The sequence below is a fragment of the Streptomyces sp. NPDC048269 genome, from assembly GCF_040652395.1.
Lineage (GTDB): Bacteria > Actinomycetota > Actinomycetes > Streptomycetales > Streptomycetaceae > Streptomyces.
In genome coordinates this window covers 53,618-80,272 of the sequence record NZ_JBEZLW010000014.1, presented here as the reverse complement: position 1 = coordinate 80,272, position 26,655 = coordinate 53,618, and the positions used below count along the sequence as shown (strand labels likewise).

Annotated in this window: 25 protein-coding genes and 7 tRNA genes; 17 read left to right on the top strand and 15 right to left on the bottom strand. The window is 73.0% G+C overall.

Annotated elements, in window-relative coordinates; translation table 11 throughout:
* The first annotated feature begins 132 nt into the window (after positions 1–132).
* Together cobA and AB0D48_RS18080 are read left to right on the top strand one after the other, a co-directional pair.
* Positions 133–1,356, top strand: a complete 1,224-nt coding sequence (gene cobA, locus AB0D48_RS18085; protein WP_362397197.1) for a uroporphyrinogen-III C-methyltransferase — start codon at positions 133–135, stop codon at positions 1,354–1,356.
* 42 nt (positions 1,357–1,398) lie between these two features.
* Positions 1,399–2,217 (top strand): RNA methyltransferase, encoded by an 819-nt coding sequence (locus tag AB0D48_RS18080; RefSeq protein ID WP_362397194.1) that lies wholly within the window; start codon positions 1,399–1,401, stop codon positions 2,215–2,217.
* A 4-nt stretch (positions 2,218–2,221) separates the two neighbouring features.
* Here the strand turns inward: AB0D48_RS18080 and AB0D48_RS18075 are convergent, their stop codons facing one another.
* Positions 2,222–3,409, bottom strand: a complete 1,188-nt coding sequence (locus tag AB0D48_RS18075; protein ID WP_362397191.1) for a serine/threonine-protein kinase — start codon at positions 3,407–3,409, stop codon at positions 2,222–2,224.
* Positions 3,410–3,960: 551 nt separating this feature from the next.
* Here AB0D48_RS18075 and AB0D48_RS18070 point away from each other — a divergent pair.
* The 3 genes from AB0D48_RS18070 (at position 3,961) to AB0D48_RS18060 (ending at position 5,728) form a co-directional block, all read left to right on the top strand.
* Positions 3,961–4,146 (top strand): hypothetical protein, encoded by a 186-nt coding sequence (locus tag AB0D48_RS18070; protein ID WP_328924772.1) that lies wholly within the window; start codon positions 3,961–3,963, stop codon positions 4,144–4,146.
* A 273-nt stretch (positions 4,147–4,419) separates the two neighbouring features.
* Complete coding sequence (locus AB0D48_RS18065; RefSeq protein ID WP_362397434.1) at positions 4,420–5,355, top strand: phosphotransferase; 936 nt, start codon at positions 4,420–4,422, stop codon at positions 5,353–5,355.
* 64 nt (positions 5,356–5,419) lie between these two features.
* Positions 5,420–5,728, top strand: a complete 309-nt coding sequence (locus AB0D48_RS18060; RefSeq protein ID WP_362397187.1) for a zf-TFIIB domain-containing protein — start codon at positions 5,420–5,422, stop codon at positions 5,726–5,728.
* A 61-nt stretch (positions 5,729–5,789) separates the two neighbouring features.
* On the opposite strand, the gene AB0D48_RS18055 is transcribed toward AB0D48_RS18060, so the two are convergent.
* The 5 genes from AB0D48_RS18055 to AB0D48_RS18035 form a co-directional block, all read right to left on the bottom strand.
* Positions 5,790–5,864, bottom strand: a tRNA-Val gene (locus AB0D48_RS18055).
* Between the two features lie 52 nt (positions 5,865–5,916).
* A tRNA-Val gene (locus AB0D48_RS18050) sits at positions 5,917–5,988 on the bottom strand.
* Between the two features lie 19 nt (positions 5,989–6,007).
* Positions 6,008–6,079 (bottom strand) — tRNA-Val (locus AB0D48_RS18045).
* Position 6,080: 1 nt separating this feature from the next.
* Positions 6,081–6,154: transfer RNA gene (locus tag AB0D48_RS18040), tRNA-Cys, on the bottom strand.
* A gap of 41 nt (positions 6,155–6,195) precedes the next feature.
* Positions 6,196–6,268: transfer RNA gene (locus AB0D48_RS18035), tRNA-Gly, on the bottom strand.
* A 179-nt stretch (positions 6,269–6,447) separates the two neighbouring features.
* On the opposite strand from AB0D48_RS18035, the gene AB0D48_RS18030 reads away from it, so the two are divergent.
* The 3 genes from AB0D48_RS18030 to AB0D48_RS18020 are packed head-to-tail and all read left to right on the top strand — an operon-like array spanning position 6,448 to position 9,216.
* Complete coding sequence (locus AB0D48_RS18030; protein ID WP_362397184.1) at positions 6,448–7,512, top strand: chorismate-binding protein; 1,065 nt, start codon at positions 6,448–6,450, stop codon at positions 7,510–7,512.
* Positions 7,509–8,330 carry an aminodeoxychorismate lyase gene (locus tag AB0D48_RS18025; protein WP_362397181.1) on the top strand — a complete coding sequence of 274 codons (822 nt, stop codon included), beginning with the start codon at positions 7,509–7,511 and terminating at the stop codon, positions 8,328–8,330. Before AB0D48_RS18030 ends, AB0D48_RS18025 begins: the two co-directional genes overlap by 4 nt.
* A 43-nt stretch (positions 8,331–8,373) precedes the next feature.
* Complete coding sequence (locus tag AB0D48_RS18020) at positions 8,374–9,216, top strand: GNAT family N-acetyltransferase (RefSeq protein WP_362397178.1); 843 nt, start codon at positions 8,374–8,376, stop codon at positions 9,214–9,216.
* Positions 9,217–9,267: 51 nt separating this feature from the next.
* On the opposite strand, the gene AB0D48_RS18015 is transcribed toward AB0D48_RS18020, so the two are convergent.
* Positions 9,268–9,762 (bottom strand): DsbA family protein, encoded by a 495-nt coding sequence (locus AB0D48_RS18015; protein ID WP_362397175.1) that lies wholly within the window; start codon positions 9,760–9,762, stop codon positions 9,268–9,270.
* Positions 9,763–9,936: 174 nt separating this feature from the next.
* Here AB0D48_RS18015 and AB0D48_RS18010 point away from each other — a divergent pair, with 174 nt between their 5' ends.
* Positions 9,937–10,395, top strand: a complete 459-nt coding sequence (locus tag AB0D48_RS18010; RefSeq protein WP_362397172.1) for a hypothetical protein — start codon at positions 9,937–9,939, stop codon at positions 10,393–10,395.
* A 212-nt stretch (positions 10,396–10,607) separates the two neighbouring features.
* Here the strand turns inward: AB0D48_RS18010 and AB0D48_RS18005 are convergent, their stop codons facing one another.
* The gene (locus tag AB0D48_RS18005; RefSeq protein ID WP_362397169.1) at positions 10,608–11,243 is read right to left on the bottom strand and encodes a CGNR zinc finger domain-containing protein; all 636 of its coding nucleotides are present in this window, start codon (positions 11,241–11,243) and stop codon (positions 10,608–10,610) included.
* 219 nt (positions 11,244–11,462) lie between these two features.
* Positions 11,463–11,876, bottom strand: coding sequence for an SsgA family sporulation/cell division regulator (locus AB0D48_RS18000; protein WP_030011909.1), 414 nt, complete (start codon positions 11,874–11,876; stop codon positions 11,463–11,465).
* Positions 11,877–12,053: 177 nt separating this feature from the next.
* On the opposite strand from AB0D48_RS18000, the gene AB0D48_RS17995 reads away from it, so the two are divergent.
* Together AB0D48_RS17995 and AB0D48_RS17990 are read left to right on the top strand one after the other, a co-directional pair.
* A complete protein-coding gene (locus tag AB0D48_RS17995) occupies positions 12,054–12,530 on the top strand; it encodes a TIGR02611 family protein (protein WP_362397166.1) in 477 nt (158 codons plus the stop codon).
* A 57-nt stretch (positions 12,531–12,587) separates the two neighbouring features.
* A tRNA-Val gene (locus AB0D48_RS17990) sits at positions 12,588–12,659 on the top strand.
* Between the two features lie 130 nt (positions 12,660–12,789).
* Here the strand turns inward: AB0D48_RS17990 and AB0D48_RS17985 are convergent.
* A complete protein-coding gene (locus tag AB0D48_RS17985; RefSeq protein ID WP_362397163.1) occupies positions 12,790–15,129 on the bottom strand; it encodes a hypothetical protein in 2,340 nt (779 codons plus the stop codon).
* Positions 15,130–15,242: 113 nt separating this feature from the next.
* On the opposite strand from AB0D48_RS17985, the gene AB0D48_RS17980 reads away from it, so the two are divergent.
* Positions 15,243–15,731 (top strand): SRPBCC family protein, encoded by a 489-nt coding sequence (locus AB0D48_RS17980; protein WP_362397160.1) that lies wholly within the window; start codon positions 15,243–15,245, stop codon positions 15,729–15,731.
* Positions 15,732–15,769: 38 nt separating this feature from the next.
* Positions 15,770–15,841, top strand: a tRNA-Val gene (locus AB0D48_RS17975).
* A gap of 58 nt (positions 15,842–15,899) precedes the next feature.
* Here the strand turns inward: AB0D48_RS17975 and AB0D48_RS17970 are convergent.
* Positions 15,900–16,625 carry a 3'-5' exonuclease gene (locus AB0D48_RS17970; protein ID WP_362397157.1) on the bottom strand — a complete coding sequence of 242 codons (726 nt, stop codon included), beginning with the start codon at positions 16,623–16,625 and terminating at the stop codon, positions 15,900–15,902.
* A gap of 222 nt (positions 16,626–16,847) precedes the next feature.
* Here AB0D48_RS17970 and AB0D48_RS17965 point away from each other — a divergent pair, with 222 nt between their 5' ends.
* The gene (locus AB0D48_RS17965) at positions 16,848–17,450 is read left to right on the top strand and encodes a DUF4365 domain-containing protein (RefSeq protein ID WP_362397154.1); all 603 of its coding nucleotides are present in this window, start codon (positions 16,848–16,850) and stop codon (positions 17,448–17,450) included.
* Positions 17,450–18,670 carry a hypothetical protein gene (locus AB0D48_RS17960; RefSeq protein ID WP_362397152.1) on the top strand — a complete coding sequence of 407 codons (1,221 nt, stop codon included), beginning with the start codon at positions 17,450–17,452 and terminating at the stop codon, positions 18,668–18,670. The genes AB0D48_RS17965 and AB0D48_RS17960 overlap by 1 nt, the downstream gene beginning before the upstream one ends.
* A 160-nt stretch (positions 18,671–18,830) precedes the next feature.
* On the opposite strand, the gene AB0D48_RS17955 is transcribed toward AB0D48_RS17960, so the two are convergent.
* Complete coding sequence (locus tag AB0D48_RS17955; protein WP_362397149.1) at positions 18,831–19,319, bottom strand: GNAT family N-acetyltransferase; 489 nt, start codon at positions 19,317–19,319, stop codon at positions 18,831–18,833.
* Between the two features lie 155 nt (positions 19,320–19,474).
* Between AB0D48_RS17955 and thrS the strand changes: the two genes are divergently transcribed.
* Positions 19,475–21,451, top strand: coding sequence for a threonine--tRNA ligase (gene thrS, locus AB0D48_RS17950; RefSeq protein WP_362397146.1), 1,977 nt, complete (start codon positions 19,475–19,477; stop codon positions 21,449–21,451).
* Between the two features lie 80 nt (positions 21,452–21,531).
* Positions 21,532–22,092, top strand: a complete 561-nt coding sequence (locus tag AB0D48_RS17945) for an HIT domain-containing protein (protein ID WP_362397143.1) — start codon at positions 21,532–21,534, stop codon at positions 22,090–22,092.
* Between the two features lie 13 nt (positions 22,093–22,105).
* On the opposite strand, the gene AB0D48_RS17940 is transcribed toward AB0D48_RS17945, so the two are convergent.
* The 3 genes from AB0D48_RS17940 to AB0D48_RS17930 form a co-directional block, all read right to left on the bottom strand.
* Complete coding sequence (locus AB0D48_RS17940; protein ID WP_362397140.1) at positions 22,106–22,507, bottom strand: DUF1992 domain-containing protein; 402 nt, start codon at positions 22,505–22,507, stop codon at positions 22,106–22,108.
* A gap of 46 nt (positions 22,508–22,553) precedes the next feature.
* Positions 22,554–24,221, bottom strand: coding sequence for a hypothetical protein (locus tag AB0D48_RS17935; protein WP_362397137.1), 1,668 nt, complete (start codon positions 24,219–24,221; stop codon positions 22,554–22,556).
* A 140-nt stretch (positions 24,222–24,361) separates the two neighbouring features.
* The gene (locus AB0D48_RS17930; RefSeq protein WP_362397134.1) at positions 24,362–26,557 is read right to left on the bottom strand and encodes an elongation factor G-like protein EF-G2; all 2,196 of its coding nucleotides are present in this window, start codon (positions 26,555–26,557) and stop codon (positions 24,362–24,364) included.
* Between the last annotated feature and the right edge of the window lie 98 nt (positions 26,558–26,655).

The following is a 26,655-nucleotide window of genomic DNA, read 5'->3' as shown; positions in this document are numbered from 1 at the left end:
TGCCCCCGCCGGGACCGCCGGCCCCGCGGGTCGTATCGTGGACCCGGACACCGGAAACCGCACGTCAACCCAGCCGCTCCAGCGCAGCAGCGGCCCAGCTGATCCACCGCCGCACCAGGAGCCGCATCCGCCATGGCCGACACCCCCGCCTACCCCGTAGGACTCCGCCTGGCCGGCCGCCGCGTCGTCGTCATCGGCGGCGGACAGGTCGCCCAGCGCCGCCTCCCCGCGCTGATCGCCGCCGGCGCCGACATCGTGCTGGTCTCGCCCTCCGCCACCCCCTCCGTGGACGCCATGGCCGAGACCGGCGAGATCCGCTGGGAACGCCGCCGCTACGAGGACGGTGACCTGGCAGGCGCCTGGTACGCCCTCATCGCCACCCGGGACCGCGAGGCCAACGACCGTGCCTCCGCCGAGGGCGAGCGCGAGCGCGTCTGGTGCGTCCGCGCCGACGACGCCGAGGCCGCCACCGCCTGGACCCCGGCCACCGGCCGCGTGGAGGGCGTCACCGTCGCCGTGCTGAGCGGCAACGACCCCCGCCGCTCCGCCGCCGTCCGTGATGCGGTCGTCGAGGGGCTGCGCGACGGTACCCTCACGGCTGCCCGCCCCCGCACGCCCGGCGTCGCCCTCGTCGGAGGCGGCCCCGGCGACCCCGACCTCATCACCGTGCGCGGCCGCCGCCTCCTCGCCGAGGCCGATGTCGTCATCGCCGACCGGCTCGGCCCCCGCGACCTGCTCGACGAGCTCCCCCCGCACGTCGAGGTCATCGACGCCGCGAAGATCCCGTACGGCCGGTACATGGCCCAGGAGGCCATCAACAACGCCCTGATCGAGCACGCCAAGGCGGGCAAGGCCGTGGTCCGGCTCAAGGGCGGGGACCCGTACGTCTTCGGCCGCGGCATGGAGGAGCTCCAGGCCCTCGCCGAGGCCGGCATCCCCTGCACCGTCGTCCCCGGCATCTCCAGCTCCATCTCGGTGCCCGGCGCCGTCGGCATCCCGGTCACCCACCGGGGCGTGGCACACGAGTTCACCGTGGTCAGCGGCCACGTCGGCCCCGACGACCCTCGCTCGCTCGTGGACTGGGCCTCGCTCGCCAAGCTCACCGGCACCCTGGTGATCCTCATGGGCGTCGACAAGATCGGCCTCATCGCCGAGGCGCTCGTGCGCCACGGCCGCTCCGCCGACACTCCCGTCGCGGTGATCCAGGAAGGCACCACCGCCACCCAGCGGCGGGTGGACGCGACCCTCGCCACGGTCGGCGAGACCGTCCGCGCGCAGGAGGTCCGCCCGCCCGCGGTCATCGTCATCGGCGAGGTCGTCACGGTCAACGCGACGTCCCCCATCCCCAGCGCCTGACAGGCCGTTGGCACCACACCCAGGACAAGGCAGTATCACCCTGTGGCTGATCTCATCACCGTCGAAGACCCCGACGACCCGCGCCTGCGCGACTACACGGGTCTGACCGACGTCGAACTGCGGCGCAGGCGCGAGCCCGCGGAAGGCCTCTTCATCGCCGAGGGCGAGAAGGTCATCAGACGCGCCAAGGACGCCGGGTACGAGATGCGCTCGATGCTGCTCTCCGCCAAGTGGGTCGACGTCATGCGCGACGTCATCGACGAACTCCCCGCCCCGGTCTACGCGGTCACCCCGGAGCTCGCCGAACGCGTCACCGGCTACCACGTGCACCGCGGCGCCCTCGCCTCCATGCAGCGCAAGCCACTGCCCACGGCCGAGGAACTGCTCACCACCACCCGCCGCGTGGTCATCATGGAAGCGGTCAACGACCACACCAACATCGGGGCCATCTTCCGCAGCGCCGCCGCCCTCGGCATGGACGCGGTGCTGCTGTCGCCCGACTGCGCGGACCCGCTCTACCGCCGCTCCGTGAAGGTCTCCATGGGCGCGGTCTTCTCCGTCCCCTACGCCCGCCTGGACGCCTGGCCCAAGGGCCTGGACTCGGTCCGCGAGGCCGGCTTCAAGCTGCTCGCCCTCACCCCGCACCAGAAGGCCTCGCCGATCGACGTGGCCGCCCCCCAGTCCCTGGAGCGGGTGGCGCTGATGCTCGGCGCCGAAGGGGACGGCCTGTCCACGCAGGCGCTGGTCGCCGCCGACGAGTGGGTACGCATCCCCATGGCGCACGGGGTGGACTCGCTGAACGTGGGCGCCGCGGCCGCCGTCGCCTTCTACGCGGTGGCCCAGGGCCGCGAGAGCGCGTAGCGGGTCAGAGCTTCTGGGCGGCGGCGATGCCCAGGGCCACGATCAGCGTCACGACGACGAACACGATCAGCCGCTGCCGCATCAGCTTCGGGTCCGGCCGCGAAGGGCGCCGCCCCGCCCCCGTCGTACGGGGCCCCGGGCGGCCGCCCGTACGCCCCGCCGTCGGCCGGGAGGACGGGCCCCCCGTGCCGCGCGGGTTGCGCGAGGACGACGGCCGCGACTGCGGTCCGCTCTGCGGCTCGCCCTGGGCCCGTGGCGAGGTGCTGCCGCCGGTACGGCGCTCCGCACGCTCCGCGTACTCCTCGGGAAGCCGGCCGGTCGGCTGCTCCGTACGGGCGCGCTGCGCCGGCGGGCGCCCGTCGGACAGGCCCTGCGCCTCGCGGGCCGCGATCTCCTTGAGCCGCATCGACAGCTGGAGCGTGCTGGGCCGCTCCTCGGGATCCTTGGCCAGGCAGGCCCGCACGAGGGGCGCGAGCGCGTCCGGGACCCCGACCAGGTGGGGCTCCTCGTGCACCACGCGGTACAGCATGACCTCGGAACTGCCGTGCCCGAAGGGCGAGTCCGCCGTCGCCGCGTAGGCGAGGGTGGCGCCGAGGGCGAAGACGTCCGTGGCCGGGGTGACGGCGGCGCCGCGCACCTGTTCGGGCGCGAGGAAACCGGGGGAGCCGACGGCCGTTCCCACATGGGTGAGAGTGCTCGCACCGGTGGCCCAGGCGATCCCGAAGTCGATGATCCGCGGGCCCTTGGGGGAGAGCAGGATGTTCGAGGGCTTGAGGTCGCGGTGAACGACCCCGGCCTCGTGCACGGCGACCAGACCCTCGGAGAGCGCGGCGCCGATCGCGGCGATCTGCGCGGCCGTCAGGGGGCCTTCCTCGGCCACCTTGTCGTGCAGGGAGGGCCCGGGGACGTACTGGGTCGCGAACCAGGGCCGCTCGGCCTCCAGGTCCGCCGCCACCAGACGTGCGGTGCACCCGCCCCGGATCCGCCGGGCGGCGGACACCTCGCGGGCGAACCGGGAGCGGAACTCCTGGTCCTCGGCCAGATCCGGCCGGATGACCTTGAGCGCGACGCGCTGGCCGCGCCGGTCCGACCCCAGGTAGACCACGCCCATGCCGCCGGCGCCGAGCCGTCGGTGCAGCCTGAACGAGCCGACGACGCGCGGGTCCTCGCGCCGGAGCCGCATCATCGCCATGTCCACCCCGCTGACCGGTCGTCCTGTTGACGTGGCACAGCTTACGGACCATCCGGCATGTGCGCTCAGAGGCCGCGCCCTCGCCGGAGGATTCGATTGTCAGTGCGGCACAGCACACTTGAGGGAGCCTCAGCGATATCGCCAGGCCTGGGTCGGGATCGAACCGGGCCGACCAAACGCCTTTTCGGGCAAGGGGGTTGGGGGTCCGGCGCCCTCCCCGCCCCATCCGGCCGCGCCAGTACGGCGCCCGGCCGCGAGTCGATCTTCGCCGCGCCCCGTCGACGGACACGCATGAACAGGGAGTGACGGAAGTGAGCGAAGTCACTACGCTCCGGTGACCCCCTCCGGGAAGACCCCGACACCGGGGGACCGGTCTCCACCCAGGGGAGTACGCGGGGGTGACCCCGTCATCCTCCGGGAGGCCCGGCAATGGGTACGAGGGCATGAGGCCAGGCGGCTTGCGCGCGCCTAGTGTTGAAGACAAGCGGCGGGTGGCGCACTCGTCCCCCGAGGTCAAAAGCCCGCCGCTGCCAAACGACAGGGAGAGGACCATGGCGGACATCGCACGGCAGGGACGCAAGGCATTCGCGTTCAACGGCCATGAGTCCGGTACGCGTCACCCGCTGGTGGCCGCGGCGATGGTGCTCCCCCTGGCCGCCCTCCTGCTCTTCCTCTTCGGAGGCTTCGAACAGGTGGCGGCGCAGGCGTCGTCCGTGGGCGCGATGCTGGGGCGCTGAGCGGCGCCCCCGGCCCGGGAGAGCGGCCCGGGCCGGGACATCCGCCTTTGTCACACCCCGTGGGGACGGGGGCGTGGCGACGGACGGCAGGTGAAGGGTGCTGCCCGTGCGACTGGGGAGTCGTACGGGCAGCACCCTTTTTTTCACGCCCCTCCGCAGTCGCCGTACCCTCCTCCTCGGAAGAAGGGGAGGCCCGATGACCCGGGATGACACTCGTGGCGGCCCGTGCGCCGGGACGGCCCGCCGGGCGGTCGGCGCGTGAGCCGTCCCGCGCTGCGCGCCGCCCTCGCGGCCTGGGCCTCGGACGGCCGCCCCCAGGGGTACGCGGTCCTCGCCGACCGGCAGGACGGGACCGTGGTGCGCTGCGGGACGGCCGTGGCCAAGGCGCACGCCGAGGACGCCGACCGGGAAGCCCTCGCCGTACGGATGCGGATCGCCGGGCACCCGGGACTGGCCGGGGTGCTGCTGCCACCCCTGCGCCCCGCAAGCGGATCCGTCCACGGCAGGCCCGCGTCCCTCTGGCCCTACGGTGCTCCGGTCGACCCGGAGCGCCCCGCGGACGCGCCCTGGGAAGAGGCCGGCCGGCTCCTGGCCGCCCTGCACCGGACACCGCCCGAGGGGCTTCCGGGCCCGGTCCCGCCGATGCGCGGCCCGGCCAAGCTCGCCCGCGCCCTGGACCGCCTGGCGCAGGCGGAGCGGCTGGGGACCGGTCCCGATCCGGATGACGTCCGCGCCGTACGGACCGCGGCCGGGTCCCTGCCGGCCTGGGCGCGCGGGGAGGCGGCTGCCCCGGCCGACGGGGCGCTGTGCCACGGGGACCTGCACCTGGGGCAGTTGGTGCGGTATCCCGCCCGGGACGGGGCCTGGCTCCTCATCGACGTCGACGACCTCGGTCTCGGCGCCCCCGCCTGGGACCTGGCCCGCCCGGCCGCCTGGTACGCCGCCGGCCTGCTCGACACGGCCACCTGGCTGCGCTTCCTCGACGCCTACCGCGCCGCCGGCGGTCCGGCGGCCGGTCCGCCCGGCGGTGACCCGTGGCCGGAACTCGACCTCGCCGCCCGGGCGCTCACCGTACAGACGGCGGCCCTGGCCCTGGCCAAAGCGGCGGAAGGCTGCCGCCGACTCGACGAGGGGGAGCGGCTGATGGTGGACGCCTGTGCCCGAATTGCGGCCCTCCCGGCCGACTTGGAGTCCGAGCCTCCGCCGTAGGGTGAACTTCCGGCCGTCGGGCATGCATCCGACGGCGATGTCCATGCGAGGAGTTGATCCGGTCATGCAGTGTCCGAAGTGTCACGCGATGATGCACACCTACAACCGCAACGGTGTCCAGATCGAGCAGTGCAGCGGGTGCCGCGGCATCTTCCTCGACTACGGCGAGCTGGAGGCGCTGACCCGCCTGGAGTCCCAGTACACCGCCCAGCAGTACGGCCAGGTCCCGCCGCCCGCCGCGCCGCCCGCCGCCTACCCGGCCCCGCACGTGGCACCGGCTCCCGCCTGGGGCGCCCCGCACCACGGCGGCCACGGTCACGGCCACCACGGCCACCACAAGGGCGGCTTCGGACGGATGCTCTTCTCCTCCTGAAGCCCGGACGGCACGCCCAAACACAGAAGCCCCGGCCGTCGAGACGGCCGGGGCTTCCGGGTGGTGCGCGATACTGGGATTGAACCAGTGACCTCTTCCGTGTCAGGGAAGCGCTCTCCCGCTGAGCTAATCGCGCGGGCTCCACGGCTCGAAAGCCGCAGGTCATGCAGGTAATGCGAGGTGCTGCGTGCGCGATACTGGGATTGAACCAGTGACCTCTTCCGTGTCAGGGAAGCGCTCTCCCGCTGAGCTAATCGCGCGGGGATCCTTGCGGACCAGTGGACGATACTGGGATTGAACCAGTGACCTCTTCCGTGTCAGGGAAGCGCTCTCCCGCTGAGCTAATCGTCCTTGGAGGTGGAGACGGGATTTGAACCCGTGTAGACGGCTTTGCAGGCCGTTGCCTCGCCTCTCGGCCACTCCACCATGGAGCTGCGGGGGTTCTCGGGAAGAAATCCCCCACTTCGAGCGGACGACGAGACTCGAACTCGCGACATCCACCTTGGCAAGGTGGTGCTCTACCAACTGAGCTACGTCCGCAGGTCACCGTGTTCGCTCCGGGGTTTTCCCCTTCGCTCCCTGGCGACGTGTTGAACTCTAGCGGATTCCGGGGCCAGCTCAAAAACGCGTTTCCGCAGCGTGCTGCCGCTCGATCACCACCGGTCACCCGGCCGTCACCCCACCGGCGCCGCCGCGTCACCGGTCATAGACTCGCAGCCGTGCACGACCTGCCTCCTCTGGCCCGCTTCGGCGGCCTTCTCGCGACCGACCTCCGAGATGTCACCAGCGATCCCTCCGCCCTGGACTCCACCGGCTTCTGGGCGGTGGCCGCCGACTTCGAAGGGCGGCTCGTCTGCGCGCGCTTCGGGGACATACGCCCCGACCCCGTTCCCGCGCCCCGACCGGGCGCATGGCGGGGTCCCGCCGCCGACGCGTGGTCCTCCTCGCTCGACCGGGCCGCCTACGTGGCCGGCGTCCGCCGCATCCGCGAGCACATCGCCGCCGGCGAGGTCTACCAGGCCAACCTCTGCCGGGTGATGTCCGCGCCACTGCCCGACCCGGACGTTGCCGATGTCGACGCGCTCACCGCCCTCCTCGCGCGCGGCAATCCCGCGCCCTACGCAGGAACGATTCGGCTCCCCGCCCACGGCGTCGAGATCGCCACCGCCTCCCCGGAGCTGTTCCTGCGCCGCACCGGCCGCCGCGTCGACTCCGGCCCGATCAAGGGCACCGGCCGCACCGCCGCCGACCTGCTCCCCAAGGACCACGCCGAGAACGTGATGATCGTGGACCTCGTCCGCAACGACCTCGGCCGGGTCTGCGCCACCGGCTCCGTCTCCGTGCCCGAACTGTGCGCCGTCGAGGAGCACCCGGGCCTGGTCCACCTCGTCTCCACCGTGAGCGGCGAACTCGCCGACGGCGTCGGCTGGCCCGAGCTGCTCGCCGCCACCTTCCCGCCCGGCTCCGTCACCGGGGCGCCCAAATCCTCCGCACTGCGGATCATCGAGGCCCTGGAGACGGCCCCGCGCGGCCCCTACTGCGGGGGCATCGGCTGGGTCGACGCCGACCAGGGCACCGGCGAGCTGGCCGTCGGTATCCGCACCTTCTGGATCGACCGGGAGGCGCCCGGCGGCCCTCGTCTGCTCTTCGGCACCGGCGCGGGCATCACCTGGGGCTCCGACCCGGACCGCGAGTGGGCGGAGACCGAACTGAAGGCCGCCCGGCTGCTGCGGGTAGCGTCTGGAACCCACGAGAACGGGACCATGAGAGGGGCCGTACGGTGAAGATCTGGCTCGACGGAGCGCTGCGGGACGTCGACGATGCGAAGGTGTCCGTCTTCGACCACGGGCTGACCGTGGGTGACGGCGTCTTCGAGACCCTCAAGGCGGAGGGCGGACGGGCCTTCGCGCTCACCCGCCACCTGGACCGGCTGACGCGCTCGGCCCGCGGACTGGGCCTCCCGGACCCCGACCACGACGAAGTGCGCCGGGCCTGCGCGGCCGTACTCGAAGCCAACCCGATGCCGTACGGGCGGCTGCGCGTGACCTACACCGGCGGCGTCTCCCCGCTCGGCTCCGACCGCGGCGAATCCGCGCCCACCCTGGTCGCCGCCGTCGCGGAGTCCGTCCGCCGTCCGGACACCACCGCCGTCGTCACGGTGGACTGGGTCCGCAACGAGCGTTCCGCCGTGGCAGGCCTGAAGACCACCTCGTACGCCGAGAACGTCGTCGCGCTCGCGACCGCAGCCCGGGCCGGGGCCTCCGAGGCGCTCCTCGCCAACACCGTGGGACGGCTCTGCGAGGGCACCGGGTCCAACGTCTTCGTCGTACTCGACGGGGAACTGCACACCCCGCCCCTGGCCTCGGGCTGCCTGGCCGGGATCACCCGCGCCCTCGTCGTCGAGTGGGCCGGGGCGAAGGAGACCGACCTGCCGTTCGCGGCGCTGGAGCAGGCCGAGGAGGTCTTCCTGACGTCCTCGCTGCGCGACGTCCAGGCGGTCCTGCGGATCGACGGCCGCCAGCTCGGTGCGGCCCCCGGCCCGGTCACCGCCGAGGCCATGCGGATCTTCGACGCGAAGGCCGGGGCGGACCTCGATCCCTGAACCCGGGTGACGCGGGGCCGCCGGGCAGGTACAACACGAGGTGATGACCACCACCCTGCGGCCCGCGCAGCCGCTCCAGCAGCACAGTGACGGCACCCGCTCGCGAACGTACGCGGTCCGGGTCAACAGCCGGCACGTCGGCAGCCTCGAACTCGCCACCCGCTCCGCCGCACAGCCGGAGGCCGGTGTGATCCGGGGGCTGTGGATCGACGAACCCGACCGGAGGCGCGGGCGCGGCACGGTGGCCGCGCTCGCCGCCGAGGAGGTGCTGCGCTCCTGGCGCTGTACGAGCATCGCGGTGTCGGTACCCGCCGACGCGGCGCCGGCGCTGCGGATGGCCGAGACGCTCGGCTACCGGGTGACCGGCCGGGTCCAGATCAAGGAGCTGCCGGCCGAACCGCCCCCGCTCCCGGCGGGCGGTGGCTGCCGCCCGATGACCCCGGCCGAGTACGACGCCTGGCACGAGCGGGCCGTCGTGGAGTACAGCCACCACCTCCGCGCCCCCGGCATGACCGCCGAGCAGGCCCTGGCCGCGTCCCGCGCGGAGCACGCCGAGCTGCTGCCGGCCGGGCGGGACACCCCCGGCGCGGCCTTCCTCCTCCTGGAGGCGCCGGACGGGGCGGTCCTGGGCACCCTGTGGGTGGGGGAACGCGACCTGCCCGGCGTCGGCCCCGTTCCGTACGTGTGGGACGTCGAGGTCGCCGCCGAGCACCGGGGGCAGGGGCACGGGCGGACCCTCATGCTGCTGGCCGAGCGGGCCGCCCTGGCCGCGGGCGCCCGCCGACTGGCCTTGCACGTCCACGAGGACAACGCCCCGGCCCGGGGGCTCTACGAGTCGCTGGGGTACCGGGACACCCTGGTCAACGCCAGGAAGGAGCTGATCTAGGTCCTGCCCGGGCGGTCCGTGGCCCGCGAGGACCGCCCGGAAACACAGGGCCTAGGAGGCCAGCAGGCGGTCGGCGATCTCCTCGATGCGGGCGCGCAGGCCGTCCTGGCTCTTGCCGCCGTCGAGGCGTTCGCCGCCGATCACGTACGTCGGCGTGCCCGTGACGCCGATCGCCTTGCCCTCGGCCTGGTCCGCGTCGACGATCAGGATGTGCCGCCCGTCGATCAGAGCCGTGTCGAACTCCTCGGCGTCGAGGCCCAGTTCACGTGCCACGTCGAGCAGTACCGGCTCGCCGCGCTCGCCGAGTTCGGCGGTGCGCGCCAGCACGGCCTCCGCGTACGGCCAGCCCTGCCCCTGCTCCACGGCCTCCTCGGCGGCCTGCGCCGCGGCGAAGGCGTGCTTGTGCTTCTCCAGGGGGAAGTGGCGCAGCCGGATGTCAAGCCGGTCGCCGTAGCGGGCCCGCAGGGCGCGTACGTCGTCCAGCGCCCTGTTGCAGTCGAGGCACTGGAGGCCGCACCAGACGTCGAGGATCACGGAATCGGTCATGAGGACAGTCTCCCAGCCTCCGCGCCCCGCGCCCCGCCGGCACCGGCACCCGGGGAGGAGGCGCGACCCGGATATGTCCCGGAGATCCGCGCGGCGGCGTCCGTTCTCCTGGCCCGTACGGTCACGCCCGGGGCAGGATGGATAGGGACAGACCGCCCACACCTGGAGGACCGCATGCTCGCCGAGACCATATGTGCCGCGGTGTCCGCGGCGGGCCTGGGCATCGCCGCGCTGACCGCCTACCGGCGGCGCTTCCTGGCCGCCACGCGGATCGCCGCGTACGCGCTGGTGCCCGTCGCCCTCGTGATGACGGGCGTCGTGGAGTGGGTGTCCGGAATCGTCTTCAAGCCGACGGTGTGGGCCGGTTTCGGGCTGCTCGGGCTGGCCTGGCTGCTCTTCGTCACCACCCGCGCCGTCGAGCGCCGCAGGCTCGGCACGTCCGAGAAGCCGGGCAAGGCGCCCAAGGCCGCCAAGGGGAGCCCGGCCCGGGAGGCCGTCGCCCCGGCCGCCTCCGCCCCGTCCCTCGGTGCCGGCAGCCTTCCCCAGCCCGCCGCGCGGAAGGATCCGGCGGCCGCCGCTCCCGCGGACGACTTCTCCGACATCGAGGCCATCCTCAAGAAGCACGGGATCTGACCGGCGGGCCCCCGGTCCACAAGATCGGGCGAAGTACCGCGCGGATGTTGGCGTGTTGAGGGACGGATGGCGGTGCTCTGCGCCATCATCGGCCCGACATGCTCGAGACATCGCAGAGTGAGCCCTCGGTGCCCGCGCCGGTACCCGCCCCTGTCTCCGAGGAGCCGCGAGGCTGCCTCTTCGCCCTCTCCCAGCCGCCCCTGATGATCTTCCTAGGTGTGATCGGCGTCCTGCTGCTGCTCGCCGCCGTGCACGATCTGTTCCTGCTCTGAGCGTTCCCGCTCCGTGGGGCCCGCGTCGGCCTCCTTGCGCCGGGCCCGGTACGCCGCCACGTGCAGCCGGTTCCCGCAGGTCCGGCTGTCGCAGTAGCGGCGCGAGCGGTTCCGCGACAGGTCCACGAAGGCGCGCCGGCAGTCCGGGGCCTCGCAGCGGCGCAGCCGCTCCTGCTCGCCGGAGACCACGATGAAGGCCAGTGCCATGCCGCCGTCGGCGGCCAGGTGGTCGCCCACCGAGGCGCCGGGCGCGAAGTAGTGCACGTGCCAGTCGTAGCCGTCGTGGTCGGTCAGCTGCGGGGTGGTGCCGGCCGTCGCGACCAGCTCGTTGATCAGTACGGAGGCCGCACGGGAGTCCGGTGCGGCGAAGACCTGGGCGAACTTGGAGCGCACCGTACGGACGCCCGCCAGGTCGCGGGAGCTGAGGTCGCCGACGTCGCTGATCGCGTGCTCCTGGACGAAGCCGCGCAGCGCTCCGACGTCCGAGAGCCCGTCGGGCTGGTCCGCCTCGGCCGTGGTGTTCACCAGCGCGACGACGACGTCGAGCGCGCGACGGGTGTCGTGGGGGATCTGCACGGTGCCTCCCTCAAGGGCCGGGCCTGCGGCGACGGGCTGCTGCCGCCGCTGGTGGCCGACTCTAGCGGGTCGCTCCGAGGGAGGGTCTCCACGCACACCGGCGCCGTCCGCGCGGGTGGCTCCCGCGTGAACAGCGCCGGCACTGCCGTATGTGGTTGTCCGACACGCACCGTCGCCCCGAGTCGGACGGTGTCGAGCGGTTGTGGCTGTAGGCCTGGCTCAGCTTTCGGCCAGGATGTGGGAGAGCTCCTTGTCGAGGTCGAAGTGCCGGTGCTCGGTCCCGGGCGGGACCGCGGCGTCCGTCCGCTTGAGGAACGACTCGAGTGCTCGGGCGGGTGCTTCGAGCAGCGCTTCTCCCTCCGGTGAGCTCAGGGCGATGCAGACGACGCCCTGACCGTGGCTGCGGGACGGCCAGACGCGGACGTCGCCGGTACCGGTGGGCCGGTGGAGGCCCTCAGCGAGGAGGTCGCGGGCGAATACCCATTCGACCGTCTCCTCGGCGCCGGTGTGGAAGGTGGCGTGCACGGCGTAGGGGTCGGCCGTGTCATACCGCAGGCCCGCGGGAACAGGCAGTGAGGACTCGCTCGACACAACGAGGCGCAGGTGCAGCTCGCAGCTGACCGTGGTGTTCATAAGCGCCAGGGCCTTTCGCTCAGTGTGCGCTCGGGGATTCGCACGTCGGCGAAATCGACATGCCACCTACGGTGCCGTTGTAAACCCCTCTGACCGTTTTGCGGACCTCTGGGTCCCTCGGACGGCGGATCCAAACCACCATTCACGTGTGCTTCCGGCTCCGGTAGATTCGTCCCCATGGATACGGGGAGTGACCGCGAGACGAACGAGTCCGCAGCCGACGCGGCCAAGGCCGACGGAACCACCGCCGACGCCTCCGGCGGGGAAGCCACGCCGGAGACGCCGCACGTGTCGAAGGCGCCCGCCTTCATCAAGGCCCGCAAGGGCCTGCACCTGAGCTGGCAGGTCGGCGTCTTCGTCGTCGGCCTCGCCGTCATCGCCGCGGGCGTCGCGATGCTCGTCCTGCCCGGCCCGGGCTGGGTCGCGATCTTCGCGGGCCTCGCGATCTGGGCCACCGAGTTCGCCTGGGCCCACCTCGTGCTGCGCTGGACCAAGCGGAAGGTCACCGAGGCGGCGCAGAAGGCGCTCGACCCGAAGGTCCGCCGCCGCAACATCATCCTGACCAGCGCGGGCCTCGTCATCGCGGGCGCGCTGATCGGCTTCTACCTGTGGAAGTACGGGCTCGTCCTGCCCTGGAACATCAAGGACCAGTGACCGGCCGGTGGTGGTCATGGAGCACCGCTGACATGCGGTAATGTTTGCGGTGCGTCCGGGCGATTAGCTCAGTGGGAGAGCACTTCGTTCACACCGAAGGGGTCACTGGTTCGAACCCAGTATCGCCCACCCGGACCAGAGGCCCGGAGACTTTCACAGTCTCCGGGCCTCTGGCGTTTCCGGCCCCCGGCCACCCGACCGGTGGCCAGGGGCGTCCCGGCCGGGGCCGCGGGCCATCCCGACCGGGCCTTGCGAGCGGTCATCCCAGCCGGGCGATCGCTTCCCGCAGCCGACGGGCGTCGCGCAGCCGCTTCTCGTACGTCGCCCCCACCGCCAGCAGCAGCAGGCCCGCCAGGGCCGGAGCCACCCAGCGCGGGAGCGCCCCCACGACCTGCACCACGTACGGGGCCAGCTCGTGCAGCGCCACCACCGCGAGGACCGCGCCACCGAGCAGGAGCGGCGCCTGGAGCCGCCGCTGGGCGCCCACCAGGGTCACCGCCAGCGCGGCCAGCCCCAGCAGCAGCGGCCGCAGCCAGTTCCCGACCCCGCCCGAGAAGCCGCCCAGGACGGCCAGCAGGCTCGGCAGCAGCGTCGCGGCCAGCCCCGGGCCGTACGCCGTCCACGAGGACGCCCGCGGGTCCGTACGGCGCCGCAGGAACCCCACCGCGAGGGCGGGCACCGTCACGGGCAGCGTGTACGCCTCCGGTGCCGTGACCCCGGAGTCCGCCAGCCGGACCCAGGTCGCCGCCACGAACAGCGCCCCCGCCGCCCAGCCGCCCGGCGCGCGCCGGTCCGCGCGGACCGCGGCTCCCGCGCAGACCACCCCGGCCAGCGCCAGGACCAGCGCCAGCGTCCCCGTCCGGCCGGCCGACAGGACCACCGCCAAGGCACCGGCCGCGGCCGCCGCGATCTCCGACGGCACCCGCACAGAGCCCAGCCGCGGCCCGAGCGCGGCCACCGCCGCCGGAACCGCGAGCACCGGGAGCGCCCACCAGACCACCGCCAGGTCCGCCACCGCGGCCCCCGCCACCAGCACCGCCGTGGCGTAGCCGACCGCGCACACGGCCGCCCCCGACCGGACCCTGCGCGGAGCGGGCCCGTACGCCGCCCCCGCCGCGCAGCCCGCGCCCAGCAGCCCCCACACCGCGAAGGTGGCCGCCCGGCCGTCCAGCGCGCCCACGGACACGTTCACGGCGCCGGCCAGCGCGCACGCGGCCGCCGCGATCCCGGTACCACGCGCCCGGGAGGTCAGGGCGAGGACGCCCGCGGCCCCCGTCACCGCCGTCTGGGCGGCGAACACCGCCGCCACCGGGAGGCCCAGCAGCTCAGGGGCCGTGAACAGCCCCGCCCAGGCCAGGACCACGGCCGCCACCGCCGCTTCCGGCCGCGACAGCGTCCGGGACAGCCACCAGGCAGCCCCTGCCGTGATCAGCAACGTCACCGGGATCGGCCACCCCGGCCAGTACGCGTCCCGGGCCGGGCTCGTCACCGCCCACACCCCGTCCAGCACCCGGATCCGGGCCACCAGGGCGGGCACCACGGCCGAGCAGCCCGCCGCCGCGGCCGCCGCGGCCACCACCGCACCGGCCCGGGCCAGCCCGCCTCGCACCGCCGCCGGGATGGCGTCGACCCGTACCGCCGCCAGCAGCGGGAGCGCCACCAGCAGGTGCGCCACCACCGCCCACGCCGGGCCCAGCGAAGGCCGCGCCACACCGCCGAGCGCCACCACGGCCGCGAGACCGCCCGCCAGGGCGGCGGCCCGGGCGCGCGGCTCCCGCCACGCCGCGGCCGCACCCAGGGCAGCGCCCGCCAGCAGCAGCCCCGCCGGGCCCACGGCCTCCGCCGCCGAAGCCGCCGACCAGGACGCGGCCGCACCGGTCAGCAGCGCCCCCACCCCCAGCAGCGCCCCCGGGACGGCCGCCGCCCGGGCCCGCAGCGCGAGGGCACCGTCCAGCGCGGCCGTCGCCAGCAGCGCCCAGCCGATCTCCAGCGGACCCCCCTGCGCGGCCAGTGCGGCCAGCGGCAGCGGGAACTGCGCCGCCAGCACCGCCGCGGGCAGCGCGATCCGCAGCTTCGGCAGCGCCAGGCCGTACCCGGCCCACACCGCCGCGAGAACCCCTGCCGCCCCCGCGGTGTACGCGGTGCCGTCCGTGCCCGGCATGCCGACCGCGTACAGCGCGTACGCGTCCAGCACGGTCAGCAGCAGCTCCACCGCCGCCACCGACTCCGCCGTGGAGCCCAGACCGCGGCGCAGCAGCGGCACGGGCGCGGCCAGGGCCGCCGCCGTCACCGCGGCCAGCACCGCCGAACGCCCGGCGATCCCGAGGGATCCCCAGCTCAGCAGCGTGAAGGCCAGCGCGGCCACGGCCAGCAGCACGGCGCCCAGAGTGAGCAGCACGTTCTGCGCGCTCGGCGCCGAGGCGTCGCCGGGGCGTGCGGGCCCGGGAGCCGCCAGGTCGGCCGGAGCCGTCGCGGGCTGGTGCAGCAGTCGCAGCAGCCAGTCCCGGCGGCCCAGCAAGTACAGCCGACGTGCGTCGAGTCGGGCCAGTTCGCGGTCGATGAGCGCCAGCTCTTCGACCGGCGGTATGGGCGTGTTCATAGTGCGGAGTGTGGCGCCCGTCACGCGGTCAGGACATGGGCGTGCGTACTCAGATGTGCCTGAGTACGCGCCAAGCAGGCGTGCGCACACCGCCGGCGGGCCAGACTGGATCCATGGACCGCAGCCGCTGGGACCGATGGAGCCGTTACCGCTTCCGGAGCGAGTGGGACCTCGACGCCCCGCCCGCACGCGTCTTCGCCGTGCTGGAACGGCCGGGGGAGTACCCGCACTGGTGGCCCCAGATACGCCGGGTCGAACCGGTCGACGACCGCACCGGCACCGCGACCGTCCGCTCGGTCCTGCCGTACGCGCTCCGCGTCACCGCCACCGAGCTCCTGCGCGACCCCGACCGCGGAGTCCTGGAGGTGTCCCTCGGCGGCGACCTCGACGGCTGGGCGCGGTGGACCGTACGCCCGCGCCGCGGGGCCGGCGGCGGCCGGACCCGCGCGCTGTACGAGCAGGAGGTCGAGGTGCGCCGACCCCTGATGCGGCGCTTCGCGCTGCCCGGGCGGCCCGTGTTCCGGCTCAACCACGCGCTCATGATGAGGGCCGGGCGACGCGGTCTCGCGGCCCGGCTGGCCGCCCCGCCGGACGCGGTTTGAACCAACCCCAAGGCTTCTGTATTGTTCGATGCGTTCCCGGGCGATTAGCTCAGCGGGAGAGCACTTCGTTCACACCGAAGGGGTCACTGGTTCGATCCCAGTATCGCCCACCGGGACAGGCCGGTCCGTCTGACGACGGACCGGCCTTCCGCATTCAAGGGCCGTGATTCACGCGGCCGTCGACAGGTCCGGCCGCAGCGGCCAGTGCGGATCCACCGACTCGGGCGTCCCCTGGCGCGCGAACCACGCCTGCAGGCCCCGCGCCTGTGCCGCGTGCCACACCTGCTGCAGCGTGTGCAGTTCGGCCGGCGTCAGCCGCTCCAGCCGGGCCGCGAACCGGCGCCCCACCGCCCGTACGAGCTCCAGCGACGCCTGCGCGTCCGCCGCCGCGTCATGCGCGCCCTCCAGCTCAATCCCGTAGTGGGCGCACAGGTCCGTCAGTGTCCGGCGGCCCTTGCGGTACCGGTCCAGATGCTTGTCCAGCACCCGCGGATCCAGCACCGTCAGCGGACGGTTGTCCAGATACCGCGCCAGCGACGACGCCCGGTGGCGGCGCAACTCCCGGTCCAGCAGCGTCAGATCGAACGGCGCGTTCATCACCACCACCGGCCGGCCGGCCACCTGCTGCTCACCGAGCGCGCGGGCTATCTCCTCCACCACCGGCGCCGGCCAGCGCCCGTGGCGCTGGAGGTGCTCGTCGGTGAGGCCGTGCACTTCCGTGGCACCCGGGGGCACCGGAATGCCGGGATTGACCAGCCAGCGTGTGGTGCGGACCCGCCCGCCCGCACATTCCTGCACGATGAGCGCGGCGGACACGATCCGGTCCTGCTCCACGTCCACCCCGGTGGTCTCCGTGTCGAATGCGGCCAGCGGGCCCTCGTACCAGCGTGTCATGGCGAACTCCTCGTCCCCGGTCGGCAGATGGGGCGCACTCGGGCACCGCTGCCTCAAGAACCCGCCACCTTCGCCCGCATCGGTGATACCCGTGCTGTTTGCCGCGTACGCCGTTTGCGGGGACCCGGGTGCGGAGACAACACCCATGGGGGGCCGTACACATGACCGGTCGTCACCCCACCCACCACCCACGGCAGAGCCCGGAAGGCATGGGGAGCCGCCATGGCGCTCGCGCAGCCCGAACCGGGCGGGGTGCTGGCGGGGCAGATCGGTCCGCGCACCGGCACGCCGGACGAGGCGCGGACCGGACCGCTGCGCGGCACGCTCGCCACCACCGCCTGCATGGAGACCCTTCAGGTGGGATACCTGCACGCCGTCGCCGCCGCGGCCGGCTGCTCGCTCTCCCAGCCGTTTCCGGACAACGGCATCGACTGGCACGTCAGCCACGGGGCCCCAGAGCACGTCGTCGACGACGAGGTCACCATCAAGGTGCAGTTGAAGGCGACCTACCAGGTACCGCCGCGGCCGCCCGGGCCCACCTTCGGCTTCACCCTCGACAACGAGCACCTGGTGAAGCTGGCCCGCACGCCGGTCGCCGTTCACAAGATCCTCGTCGTGATGCTCGTCCCGCGGGAGCGCGACCAGTGGCTCGCCGCCGGGCACGACCGGCTCGACCTTCGGCACTGCTGCTACTGGACCAATCTCGCCGGACACCCGGTGACCGGCCGGCGACGGACGACCGTACGGATCCCGACCACGCGGATCTTCGACGACCGCGCGCTGTGCGAGATCATGACCCGGGTCGGGTCGGGAGGGACACCCTGATGAACTGGCACTCACCGCACCTCGAGCCACTGTCGTCCCCGGAGTTCGCCCCGGGAGCGCCCGACCCCGCCCAGGTCGACCCGGCGGTGCTCGGCGCGCTGCTGCGCCGGCACGGCTGGCTGCGGCGCGGCGGGGCCGTCGGACGGTACGGGCGCTGGACCCCGCCCGCCAACCACTCGGCCGTCAGCGGCGGGACGAGCCTGCTCGTCCCCGAGAGCCGCGCCTTCCCCGACTGCGCCGACCTGCTGGAGGAGGCGCTGACCGCGCTCTCCCGCAGCGCCGTGCCGTCGGCGCGGGAGGTGCTGTACGGGCTCAGCGTGCCGAGCGACGAGGTCCGCTGGGAGCGGGAGTTCCCCGAGGGGGCGTACGGAATCCAGGGCGAGGCCGACTGGACGGTCCAGGAAAGGCTGCGCTCGGCCGCCCGGCAGCTCCTGCTGGCCGGGGCCCTGGCGGCGCGCGCGAGGGCCGGGTACTACGGGGCCCGGCACCGGGCGCAGGCCGAACGGGCACTGGACGGGATCCTGGTGGGGCCCGCCCCCGGGGGGCGGCGGCTGACCGCGTACGTCCCCGTGGACGGGGGCCGGGGGACGGTGACGCAGCTGCACCACGCGCTGCACGCCGCCCGCGAGGCGGTGGACTACCAGCGGGCCACGGGCGGTATGGAAGCCTTCGACGCCGCGGTGCAGGCCGGGGTCAGCCGGGAGCTGGCCGACGCGCTGATCGCGCTGGTCCGGGGCTCGGAAGGGGCGCGGATCGCCCTGGCCTGGGCACCCGCAGCGGGGGTCCCGGCGGGGTGCGCGGCGCGACCGGAGCCGGTGGAGTTCTCGCCCGGGGACCTGCCGGTGCTCCGCGAGGCGGCGGCGCGCTACACCCGGGACGAGCCGGCGGCGCCGGTCCGGATCGCGGGGGCGGTGGTGCGGATGCGGCGCTCCGCGGCGGGGGGCGGGGGCACGGTCCGGGTACGCGTCCTGGCCGGGGCGGAGATCCCGTACGTCCGCGCCGTGCTCGACGAGGAGGCGTACCGGGTGGCGGGGCACGCGCACCTGGTCGGCCTGCCGGTCCGGGTCAGCGGGCGACTGCAGCGGCGTGGCGGCTTCCGCCGGCTCACCGACGTCACGGAGGTGACGCCGGTCCCGCTGGACGAGGTGGAGCGGGACCGCCTGATGAAGTCGCTGGACGGGTCCTTCGACCCGGAGGACGTGCTGCCGGGCGACGACTGAGGGCTGTCCCGTAATCCCCGGTGGGTCGGCGCACGGCGTCGGATGCGGTGCATCGCAACGCGGAGGGGCGCCCCGGTACTGGGTGTATTCGGGCGTTCCGACAACGCAGCGAGGTGCCGTAGCCGGCGTCGTGCGCCCGCCGGGGATTACGGGACAGCCCTCAGCGGGAGGCGCCGGAGCCGGAACGGACGCCGAACGACGCCATGCGCAGGCCCGGGGCGGGGGAGAAGTCCGGGCCGCGGGTGAATCCCAGGCGTTCGTACAAGGCCACGGCGGGGGCGTTGGCCGCGCCTGTCGTGACCTCGACCGGGCGGCCCGGGAAGAGCTCGGTCAAGGCGTGGCGCAGCAGCAGGGAGGCGACGCCGCGGCGGAACCAGGCCGGGGCCACGCACAGCCGGTCGATGCACACGCCGCCGCCGGTCTCCTGCTCCCAGGCGAGGAAACCGGCGAGCTCCCCGCCCTCGGAGACGGCGCCGACCCAGTTCAGGGCCTGCGCCCGCATCTGCGGGAGGCTCTCGCCCAGTGCAGGGATGCCGTGGAAGCCGATCAGCTCCGCCTCGACCGCGTACGCGGCCCGCCCGATCCGGTGCACCGCGGCAGCGGTGGCGTCGTCGGCCAGGTCCAGCGGGCGGATCTGCGGGCTCGGCATGCGGTCCCTCCGGGGGAGTCGGTGGCCGCGCCCACGCTACCGGTGTCTGCTACCAGGGCCGGGCCACGGGAACCGTTTAGCGGCGCGGCCATTCCGCTCGGTACGATTCAGGCGCGCAGTGTTCGCTCGCGCACCCCCTGAGTCAGGAGAGACCGGTGTCAGACGTCCGTGTGATCATCCAACGCGATTCCGAGCGGGACGAGCGCGTGGTGGCCACGGGCACTACGGCGGCCGAGCTCTTCGCCGGCGAGCGCACCATCGTCGCCGCGCGCATCGCGGGCGAGCTGAAGGACCTCGCGTACGAGGTGAAGGACGGCGAGACCGTCGAGCCGGTGGAGATCTCCTCCGAGGACGGCCTGAACATCCTGCGCCACTCGACCGCGCACGTCATGGCGCAGGCCGTGCAGGAGCTCTTCCCCGAGGCCAAGCTCGGCATCGGCCCGCCGGTCCAGAACGGTTTCTACTACGACTTCGACGTCGCCAAGCCCTTCACCCCCGATGACCTCAAGGCCATCGAGAAGAAGATGCAGGAGATCCAGAAGCGCGGGCAGAAGTTCGCCCGCCGCGTGGTCACCGACGAGGCGGCCCGCGAGGAGCTCGCCGACGAGCCGTACAAGCTGGAGCTCATCGGTATCAAGGGTTCCGCGTCCACCGACGACGGTGCGAACGTCGAGGTGGGCGGCGGCGAGCTGACCATTTACGACAACCTCGACGCGAAGACCGGCGAGCTGTGCTGGAAGGACCTCTGCCGCGGTCCCCACCTGCCCACCACCCGCAACATCCCGGCCTTCAAGCTCATGCGCAACGCGGCCGCCTACTGGCGCGGCAGCGAGAAGAACCCGATGCTCCAGCGCATCTACGGCACCGCGTGGCCGTCGAAGGAGGAGCTGAAGGCGCACCTCGACTTCCTCGCCGAGGCCGAGAAGCGCGACCACCGCAAGCTCGGCAACGAGCTGGACCTCTTCTCCATCCCGGACGAGATCGGCTCCGGCCTCGCCGTCTTCCACCCGCGCGGCGGCATCATCCGCCGGACCATGGAGGACTACTCGCGCCGCCGGCACGAGGAGGAGGGCTACGAGTTCGTCTACTCCCCGCACGCCACCAAGGGCGCCCTCTTCGAGAAGAGCGGCCACCTGGACTGGTACGCGGAGGGCATGTACCCCCCCATGCAGCTCGACGGTGGTACCGACTACTACCTCAAGCCCATGAACTGCCCGATGCACAACCTGATCTTCGACGCGCGCGGGCGCTCCTACCGCGAGCTGCCGCTGCGCCTGTTCGAGTTCGGCACCGTGTACCGGTACGAGAAGTCCGGCGTCGTGCACGGCCTGACCCGCGCCCGGGGCTTCACCCAGGACGACGCGCACATCTACTGCACCCGTGAGCAGATGGCGGAGGAGCTCGACCGCACCCTGACCTTCGTGCTGAACCTGCTGCGCGACTACGGTCTGACCGACTTCTACCTGGAGCTGTCGACCAAGGACCCGGAGAAGTTCGTCGGCTCGGACGAGGTCTGGGAGGAGGCCACCGCGGTCCTCCAGCAGGTCGCCGAGAAGCAGGGCCTCCCGCTGACCCCCGACCCGGGCGGCGCGGCCTTCTACGGTCCGAAGATCTCCGTGCAGGCGCGCGACGCCATCGGCCGTACCTGGCAGATGTCGACCGTCCAGCTGGACTTCAACCTGCCGGAGCGGTTCAACCTGGAGTACACCGCCCCGGACGGCTCGCGCCAGCGCCCGGTCATGATCCACCGCGCCCTGTTCGGCTCGATCGAGCGGTTCTTCGCCGTGCTGCTGGAGCACTACGCGGGCGCCATGCCGCCGTGGCTGGCCCCGGTCCAGGCCGTCGGCATCCCGATCGGCGACGGGCACGTCGAGTACCTGCAGGAGTTCGCCGCCGAGGCGAAGAAGAAGGGCCTGCGGGTCGAGGTGGACGCCTCCTCCGACCGGATGCAGAAGAAGATCCGCAACCACCAGAAGCTCAAGGTTCCCTTCATGATCATCGTCGGTGACGAGGACATGGCCGCGGGCACGGTCTCCTTCCGTTACCGCGACGGTTCCCAGGAGAACGGCATCGCGAAGGACGAGGCGCTGGCCAAGCTGGCCAAGGTCGTCGCGGACCGCGTCCAGGTCTGATCCGAGCCGAGGCAGCACGGGGAGCCCCCGGAAGGTGATCACTTTCCGGGGGCCTTCCTCGTCCGCGCGGACGAGGTCATATGCTGCATGCCATGACGATTGAGCCGGAGCAGCAGATCGGTGTGGGCACGCAGGACGCGTTCCAGCGTCTGTGGACGCCCCACCGGATGGCCTACATCCAGGGGGAGAACAAGCCGACCGGCCCGGAGGCCGGGGACGGCTGTCCCTTCTGCGGGATTCCGGAGATGTCCGACGAGGACGGCCTGGTCGTGGCCCGCGGCAAGCACGTCTACGCCGTGCTGAACCTCTACCCTTACAACGGCGGCCACCTGATGGTCGTCCCGTACCGGCACGTCGCCGATTACACCGAGCTCGACGGGCCCGAGACGGCCGAGCTCGCCGATCTCACCAAGCGGGCCATGGTCGCGCTGCGCAAGGCGTCCGGGGCGCACGGTTTCAACATCGGGATGAACCAGGGCGCGGCCGCCGGGGCCGGCATCGCCGCGCACCTGCACCAGCACATCGTGCCCCGCTGGGGCGGGGACACCAACTTCATGCCGGTCGTCGGCCACACCAAGGTGCTGCCCCAACTCCTCGCGGACACCCGCCAGATGCTCGCCGACGCCTGGCCCAACGGCTGACCGGACGGCACACCTAGGACGGGCGGGTCTCCCGCCACGTCCTGACCACGTCCTCGACGTCGTACTCGGTGAGGCCCAGGGGCGGGCCCTGAGGCGGCATGCGCAGGGCCGCGCGGATCTTCTCGTTGATCTCCGCGAGGAGGGCACGAACCTGGCGCTCGGAGCGGGCCGCGCGGACCGCCTCCATCGCGTCCTCGGCCTCCTTGCGCAGCGCGAGCGACGGGGGCAGGGCGGAGAAGCCCTCGCGGTGCATCTTCTGCTTGATCCACCACATCTCGTCGTACGGGGCGTCGAGCGAGGCCAGCGGCTTGCCCCAGCCCGGCAGGTTCTCGAAGTCGCCACGGTCGGCGGCCTCCCTGATCTGCCGGTCCACCCAGGACTCGATGTCCACGCCAGGCGGTTTGCGCTCGGTCATCGTCCCTCCTCGGCCCTCGCGGGCAGCCCTGCCGACTTCAGCCTACCTACGCGTCGTACACGTCCGCCTTGCGCGGCGCCGGCTCCTGGATCAGGCCGCTCATGATCGAGGAGCGGTTGGTGAACTTGTCGGTGTCGACGCCGTTCTCCTCCAGCACCCTGAAGGTGGCGGCGTGCACCGCCCGCAGGACCGGTGCCACGGTGCGCAGCGCGTCGTCCGCCATGAAGCGGTGGCGCCACATAGATCCGGCCCACACGTGCCGCAGGCCGAAGGGCTCGGGCAGGACCAGCTTGCCGCCGAGGAAGTCGAGGATCGGCGGGAACCAGCTCAGCGGGGCCCGTACGGCGAGGCGTACCACCTCTTCGGCGGTCACCAGCGGCAGCCGGCGCTCCACGGTCTCCCAGAAGCGGATGCTCTTGGGCACCTCCACCACCGGGGCCGCGGACTTCGTGGTGAACAGTGCGTGTACGGGGCCCAGGGCGTGGGCGGTGACGTCCACGCGCAGCGTCTTGTAGAGCACGGTGACGGTGACCAGCATGTTGATGACGAGCTGGCCGTCCCAGAGCGGGTACTGGATGCCCAGGTAGTGCCGGTTGCCGGCGCTGAACTGCTGCTCGTTGCAGATCCGGGTGATCTCGTGCGGCTTGATCAGGAAGTTGTCGGTGTTCTCGCCGGTGGGGCGGGCCACCTCGGCGGCGCCCTCGCCGATCGGGGTGACCACCCAGTGCTGGATGGCGGCCGTCGGGAATCCGCCGGTGTGCAGGGGGCCGCGTTCCAGCTTGCGGAGCTCGGTGTCGATCGCGCGTATGACGTCCCAGCTGCGGAAGGGGTGGATGTCGGCGCCCTCGGTCCTGGGCGCGAGTTCCTCGGCCATCTGCCAGCTGCCCCAGCGGGTGCCCATGCCGAGGATGCCCTTGGGGCCCGCGTAGAAGACGTGGTTGCTCCGGTCCTCCGCGGTCAGTTTGGCGAGCTGGTGGCGCAGGTCCTCGCGGGCCTTCTCGTCGGGGTTGCCCGGCACGGCCTCGGGAATCTTGGCGCCGATGCCGTCACCGGCCAGCAGCCCGTCCCAGCGGGCGCGCATGTCGGCGGCGGTGGCCTCGCACAGCCGGCGGGCGAGCAGCCACCCCAGGGCCGGGGCGATGATCATGCCGCGCAGGTAGAGGCCGAAGAAGCCCGTGAACGGCAGCTTGAACATCAGGACGGCCACCACGAGCGCGATGCCGACCAGGAGCGCGGTGCCGATCCAGGACGCGGTCTTCTTCTCGCCGGAGGCCAGGCTCTTGCGGAGCTGGAACAGGCCCAGCCACAGCAGCAGCCCGGGCAGGAACAGCACGCCGCAGACGAGCATGATCAGGCGGAGCTTGCCGTCGCGCTCCTTGCGGATGCGGGAGGCGGCCAGGCAGTGCTCGACGACGGTCTGGGGGTCGGCGCCGAAGGACTGGATGAGCGGCTTGCGGCCGGAGCCGAGGGTGCGGGCCTCGACGGCGCGGCAGAAGGCCTCGCCGAGGTTGGGCTCGAAGAGGGAGAGCTTGCCGGCTTTGACCGTGGCGGGGTGGTTCTCGCTGTTGGCGCCGAGTATCGCCTCCAGCTTGGTGTCCTTGCCGCCGTCGCGGTACGCCGCCGAGGCGAGGGCGTTGGTCGCCGCCGTCTGCCCCCCGCCGCCCTGGAGCGGGATCTGTGCTCCGGGCCTGAAGTCGAATCCGTCGTCCGCCACCGCTGCCCCCATCGCTGCGCGTTCGTGCTCTTTGTGCGCCGATGAGCCTATCGACGCAACTCGCCCCATGGTCATGGGACAGGGAAATGCCGCCCACCGCAAGCTGGTTGGGTGGGCGGCGCCTCCCGACGCTATGTCAGTTACGTTCCCTTCTCAGCCTGTTCACGCACCTTGTCCGCAACCTGCGGTGGCATGGGCTCGTGGCGGGCGTACGCCCGGGCGAAGCGGCCCGTGCCGTGTGAGACGGAGCGCAGCTCGACGGCGTACCGGCCGATTTCGATCTCGGGGATCTCGGCGCGGACCCGGGTGCGCCCGGCGCCCGCCTGTTCGGTGCCGACGACGCGGCCGCGGCGGCCGGCCAGGTCGCTCATGACGGGGCCGACGTACTCGTCGGGGATGATGACGGCGAGTTCCGCGACCGGTTCGAGGAGCTCGATGCGGGCCTCGGTGGCCGCCTCGCGCAGGGCCAGTGCCCCGGCGGTCTGGAAGGCGGCGTCGGAGGAGTCCACCGAGTGCGCCTTGCCGTCGAGGAGGGTGATGCGCACGTCGACCAGGGGATAGCCGGCCGAGACCCCGCGCGCGGCCTGCGTGCGTACGCCCTTCTCCACGGACGGGATGAACTGGCGGGGCACGGCGCCGCCGACGACCTTGTCGACGAACTCGATGCCGCTGCCGGGCGGGAGCGGCTCGACCTCGATCTCGCAGATCGCGAACTGGCCGTGGCCGCCGGACTGTTTGACGTGGCGGCCACGGCCCGCCGCCTTGGCGCCGAAGGTCTCGCGCAGGCTCACCTTGTGGGGCACGGCGTCGACCTGGACGCCGTAGCGGGTGCGCAGCCGCTCCAGGGCGACGTCCTGGTGGGCCTCGCCGAGGCACCACAGGACGACCTGGTGGGTGTGCGGGTTCTGCTCCAGCCGCATGGTGGGGTCCTCGGCGACGAGTCGGGCCAGGCCCTGGGAGAGCTTGTCCTCGTCGGCCTTGCTGTGGGCCTCGATGGCGAGGGGGAGCAGGGGGTCGGGCATGGCCCAGGGCTCCATGAGGAGCGGGTCTTCCTTGGCGGAGAGGGTGTCGCCGGTCTCGGCGCGGCTGAGTCTGGCCACGCAGGCGAGGTCGCCCGCGATGCACCGGTCCAGGGCGCGCTGCTGTTTGCCGAAGGGGGAGGTGAGGGTGCCGATCCGCTCGTCGACGTCGTGGTCCTCGTGACCGCGGTCGGTGAGGCCGTGCCCGCTGACGTGGACGGTCTGCTCGGGGCGGAGGGTGCCGGAGAAGACGCGCACGAGGGAGACGCGGCCGACGTACGGGTCGGAGGAGGTCTTGACGACCTCGGCGACGAGGGGGCCGTCGGGGTCGCAGGTGACGGCGGGGCGGTCCGCGCCGTCGGGGGCGGTGACCGTGACGGGGCCGCGTTCCAGGGGGGTGGGGAAGCCGCCGGTGATCAGTTCGAGGAGTTCCGCGGTGCCGAGGCCCTGTTTGGCGCCCTCGGCGGCCGGGGCGGCCATCAGGACGGGGTGGAAGGTACCGCGGGCGACGGCCCGCTCCAGGTCGTCGACCAGGGTCTTGACGTCGATGTCCTCGCCGCCGAGGTAGCGGTCCATGAGGCTCTCGTCCTCGCTCTCGGCGATGATCCCCTCGATGAGGCGGGACCGGGCGCCGGAGATGAGGGCGAGCTCGGCGGGGTCGGGGTCGCGTTCGGTGCGCTCGCCGGAGGCGTAGTCGTACACGCGCTGGGAGAGCAGGCCGAGCAGGCCGGTGACGGGGGCGTGCCCGTCGGGGCCGGCGGGGCCGTGCAGGGGGAGGTAGAGCGGGATGACCGCGTCGGGGTCGTCGGCGCCGAATATCTCGCCGCAGACGTCGGCCATCTGGGCATAGTCGGCGCGGGCGGCCTCCAGGTGCGTGACGACGATGGCGCGGGGCATGCCGACGGCCTCGCACTCGTCCCAGACCATGCGGGTGGCTCCGTCGATCCCGTCCGAGGCGGAGACGACGAAAAGGGCCGCGTCCGCGGCGCGCAGACCGGCCCTGAGTTCTCCGACGAAGTCGGCGTATCCGGGGGTGTCCAGGATATTGATCTTGATTCCGCCCCATTCGACGGGGACGAGGGACAGCTGGACGGAGCGTTGTCGCCGGTGCTCGATCTCGTCGTAGTCGGAGACGGTCGCGCCGTCCTCGACCCGTCCGGCCCGGTTGACCGCTCCGGCGGTCAGTGCGAGGGCTTCGACCAGCGTGGTCTTGCCGGATCCGCTGTGGCCGACCAGCACGACGTTCCGTACGGAAGAGGGGCGGTCGGCCGTCAGTGCCCTGCCGGCGGCTCCGGCTTGGTGTGATGTGGCTCCCATGATGCTCGTGCCTCCCGGTGGTGACGGAGGAAGAAACGGGGCTCTTCGAGCTTTGCACTGGTGTCACACGGCGTCCATACGTCGTACCCGGGGGGTGC

What these genes read in the sequence shown, in the direction of transcription:
- AB0D48_RS18075 (WP_362397191.1), bottom strand. Translation starts at nt 3,409, where the DNA reads ATGGCGATGATGCGGCTCCGGCGCGAGGACCCGCGCGTCGTCGGCTCG.
- AB0D48_RS17985 (WP_362397163.1), bottom strand. Translation starts at nt 15,129, where the DNA reads ATGAACACGCCCATACCGCCGGTCGAAGAGCTGGCGCTCATCGACCGC.
- AB0D48_RS17940 (WP_362397140.1), bottom strand. Translation starts at nt 22,507, where the DNA reads ATGACCGAGCGCAAACCGCCTGGCGTGGACATCGAGTCCTGGGTGGAC.
- AB0D48_RS18015 (WP_362397175.1), bottom strand. Translation starts at nt 9,762, where the DNA reads ATGACCGATTCCGTGATCCTCGACGTCTGGTGCGGCCTCCAGTGCCTC.
- AB0D48_RS18010 (WP_362397172.1), top strand. Translation starts at nt 9,937, where the DNA reads ATGCTCGCCGAGACCATATGTGCCGCGGTGTCCGCGGCGGGCCTGGGC.
- AB0D48_RS17995 (WP_362397166.1), top strand. Translation starts at nt 12,054, where the DNA reads ATGGATACGGGGAGTGACCGCGAGACGAACGAGTCCGCAGCCGACGCG.
- cobA (WP_362397197.1), top strand. Translation starts at nt 133, where the DNA reads ATGGCCGACACCCCCGCCTACCCCGTAGGACTCCGCCTGGCCGGCCGC.
- AB0D48_RS17960 (WP_362397152.1), top strand. Translation starts at nt 17,450, where the DNA reads ATGAACTGGCACTCACCGCACCTCGAGCCACTGTCGTCCCCGGAGTTC.
- AB0D48_RS18070 (WP_328924772.1), top strand. Translation starts at nt 3,961, where the DNA reads ATGGCGGACATCGCACGGCAGGGACGCAAGGCATTCGCGTTCAACGGC.
- AB0D48_RS17970 (WP_362397157.1), bottom strand. Translation starts at nt 16,625, where the DNA reads ATGACACGCTGGTACGAGGGCCCGCTGGCCGCATTCGACACGGAGACC.
- AB0D48_RS17930 (WP_362397134.1), bottom strand. Translation starts at nt 26,557, where the DNA reads ATGGGAGCCACATCACACCAAGCCGGAGCCGCCGGCAGGGCACTGACG.
- AB0D48_RS17955 (WP_362397149.1), bottom strand. Translation starts at nt 19,319, where the DNA reads ATGCCGAGCCCGCAGATCCGCCCGCTGGACCTGGCCGACGACGCCACC.
- AB0D48_RS17945 (WP_362397143.1), top strand. Translation starts at nt 21,532, where the DNA reads ATGCTGCATGCCATGACGATTGAGCCGGAGCAGCAGATCGGTGTGGGC.
- AB0D48_RS18020 (WP_362397178.1), top strand. Translation starts at nt 8,374, where the DNA reads ATGACCACCACCCTGCGGCCCGCGCAGCCGCTCCAGCAGCACAGTGAC.
- AB0D48_RS18060 (WP_362397187.1), top strand. Translation starts at nt 5,420, where the DNA reads ATGCAGTGTCCGAAGTGTCACGCGATGATGCACACCTACAACCGCAAC.
- AB0D48_RS17980 (WP_362397160.1), top strand. Translation starts at nt 15,243, where the DNA reads ATGGACCGCAGCCGCTGGGACCGATGGAGCCGTTACCGCTTCCGGAGC.
- AB0D48_RS18000 (WP_030011909.1), bottom strand. Translation starts at nt 11,876, where the DNA reads ATGAACACCACGGTCAGCTGCGAGCTGCACCTGCGCCTCGTTGTGTCG.
- AB0D48_RS17965 (WP_362397154.1), top strand. Translation starts at nt 16,848, where the DNA reads ATGGCGCTCGCGCAGCCCGAACCGGGCGGGGTGCTGGCGGGGCAGATC.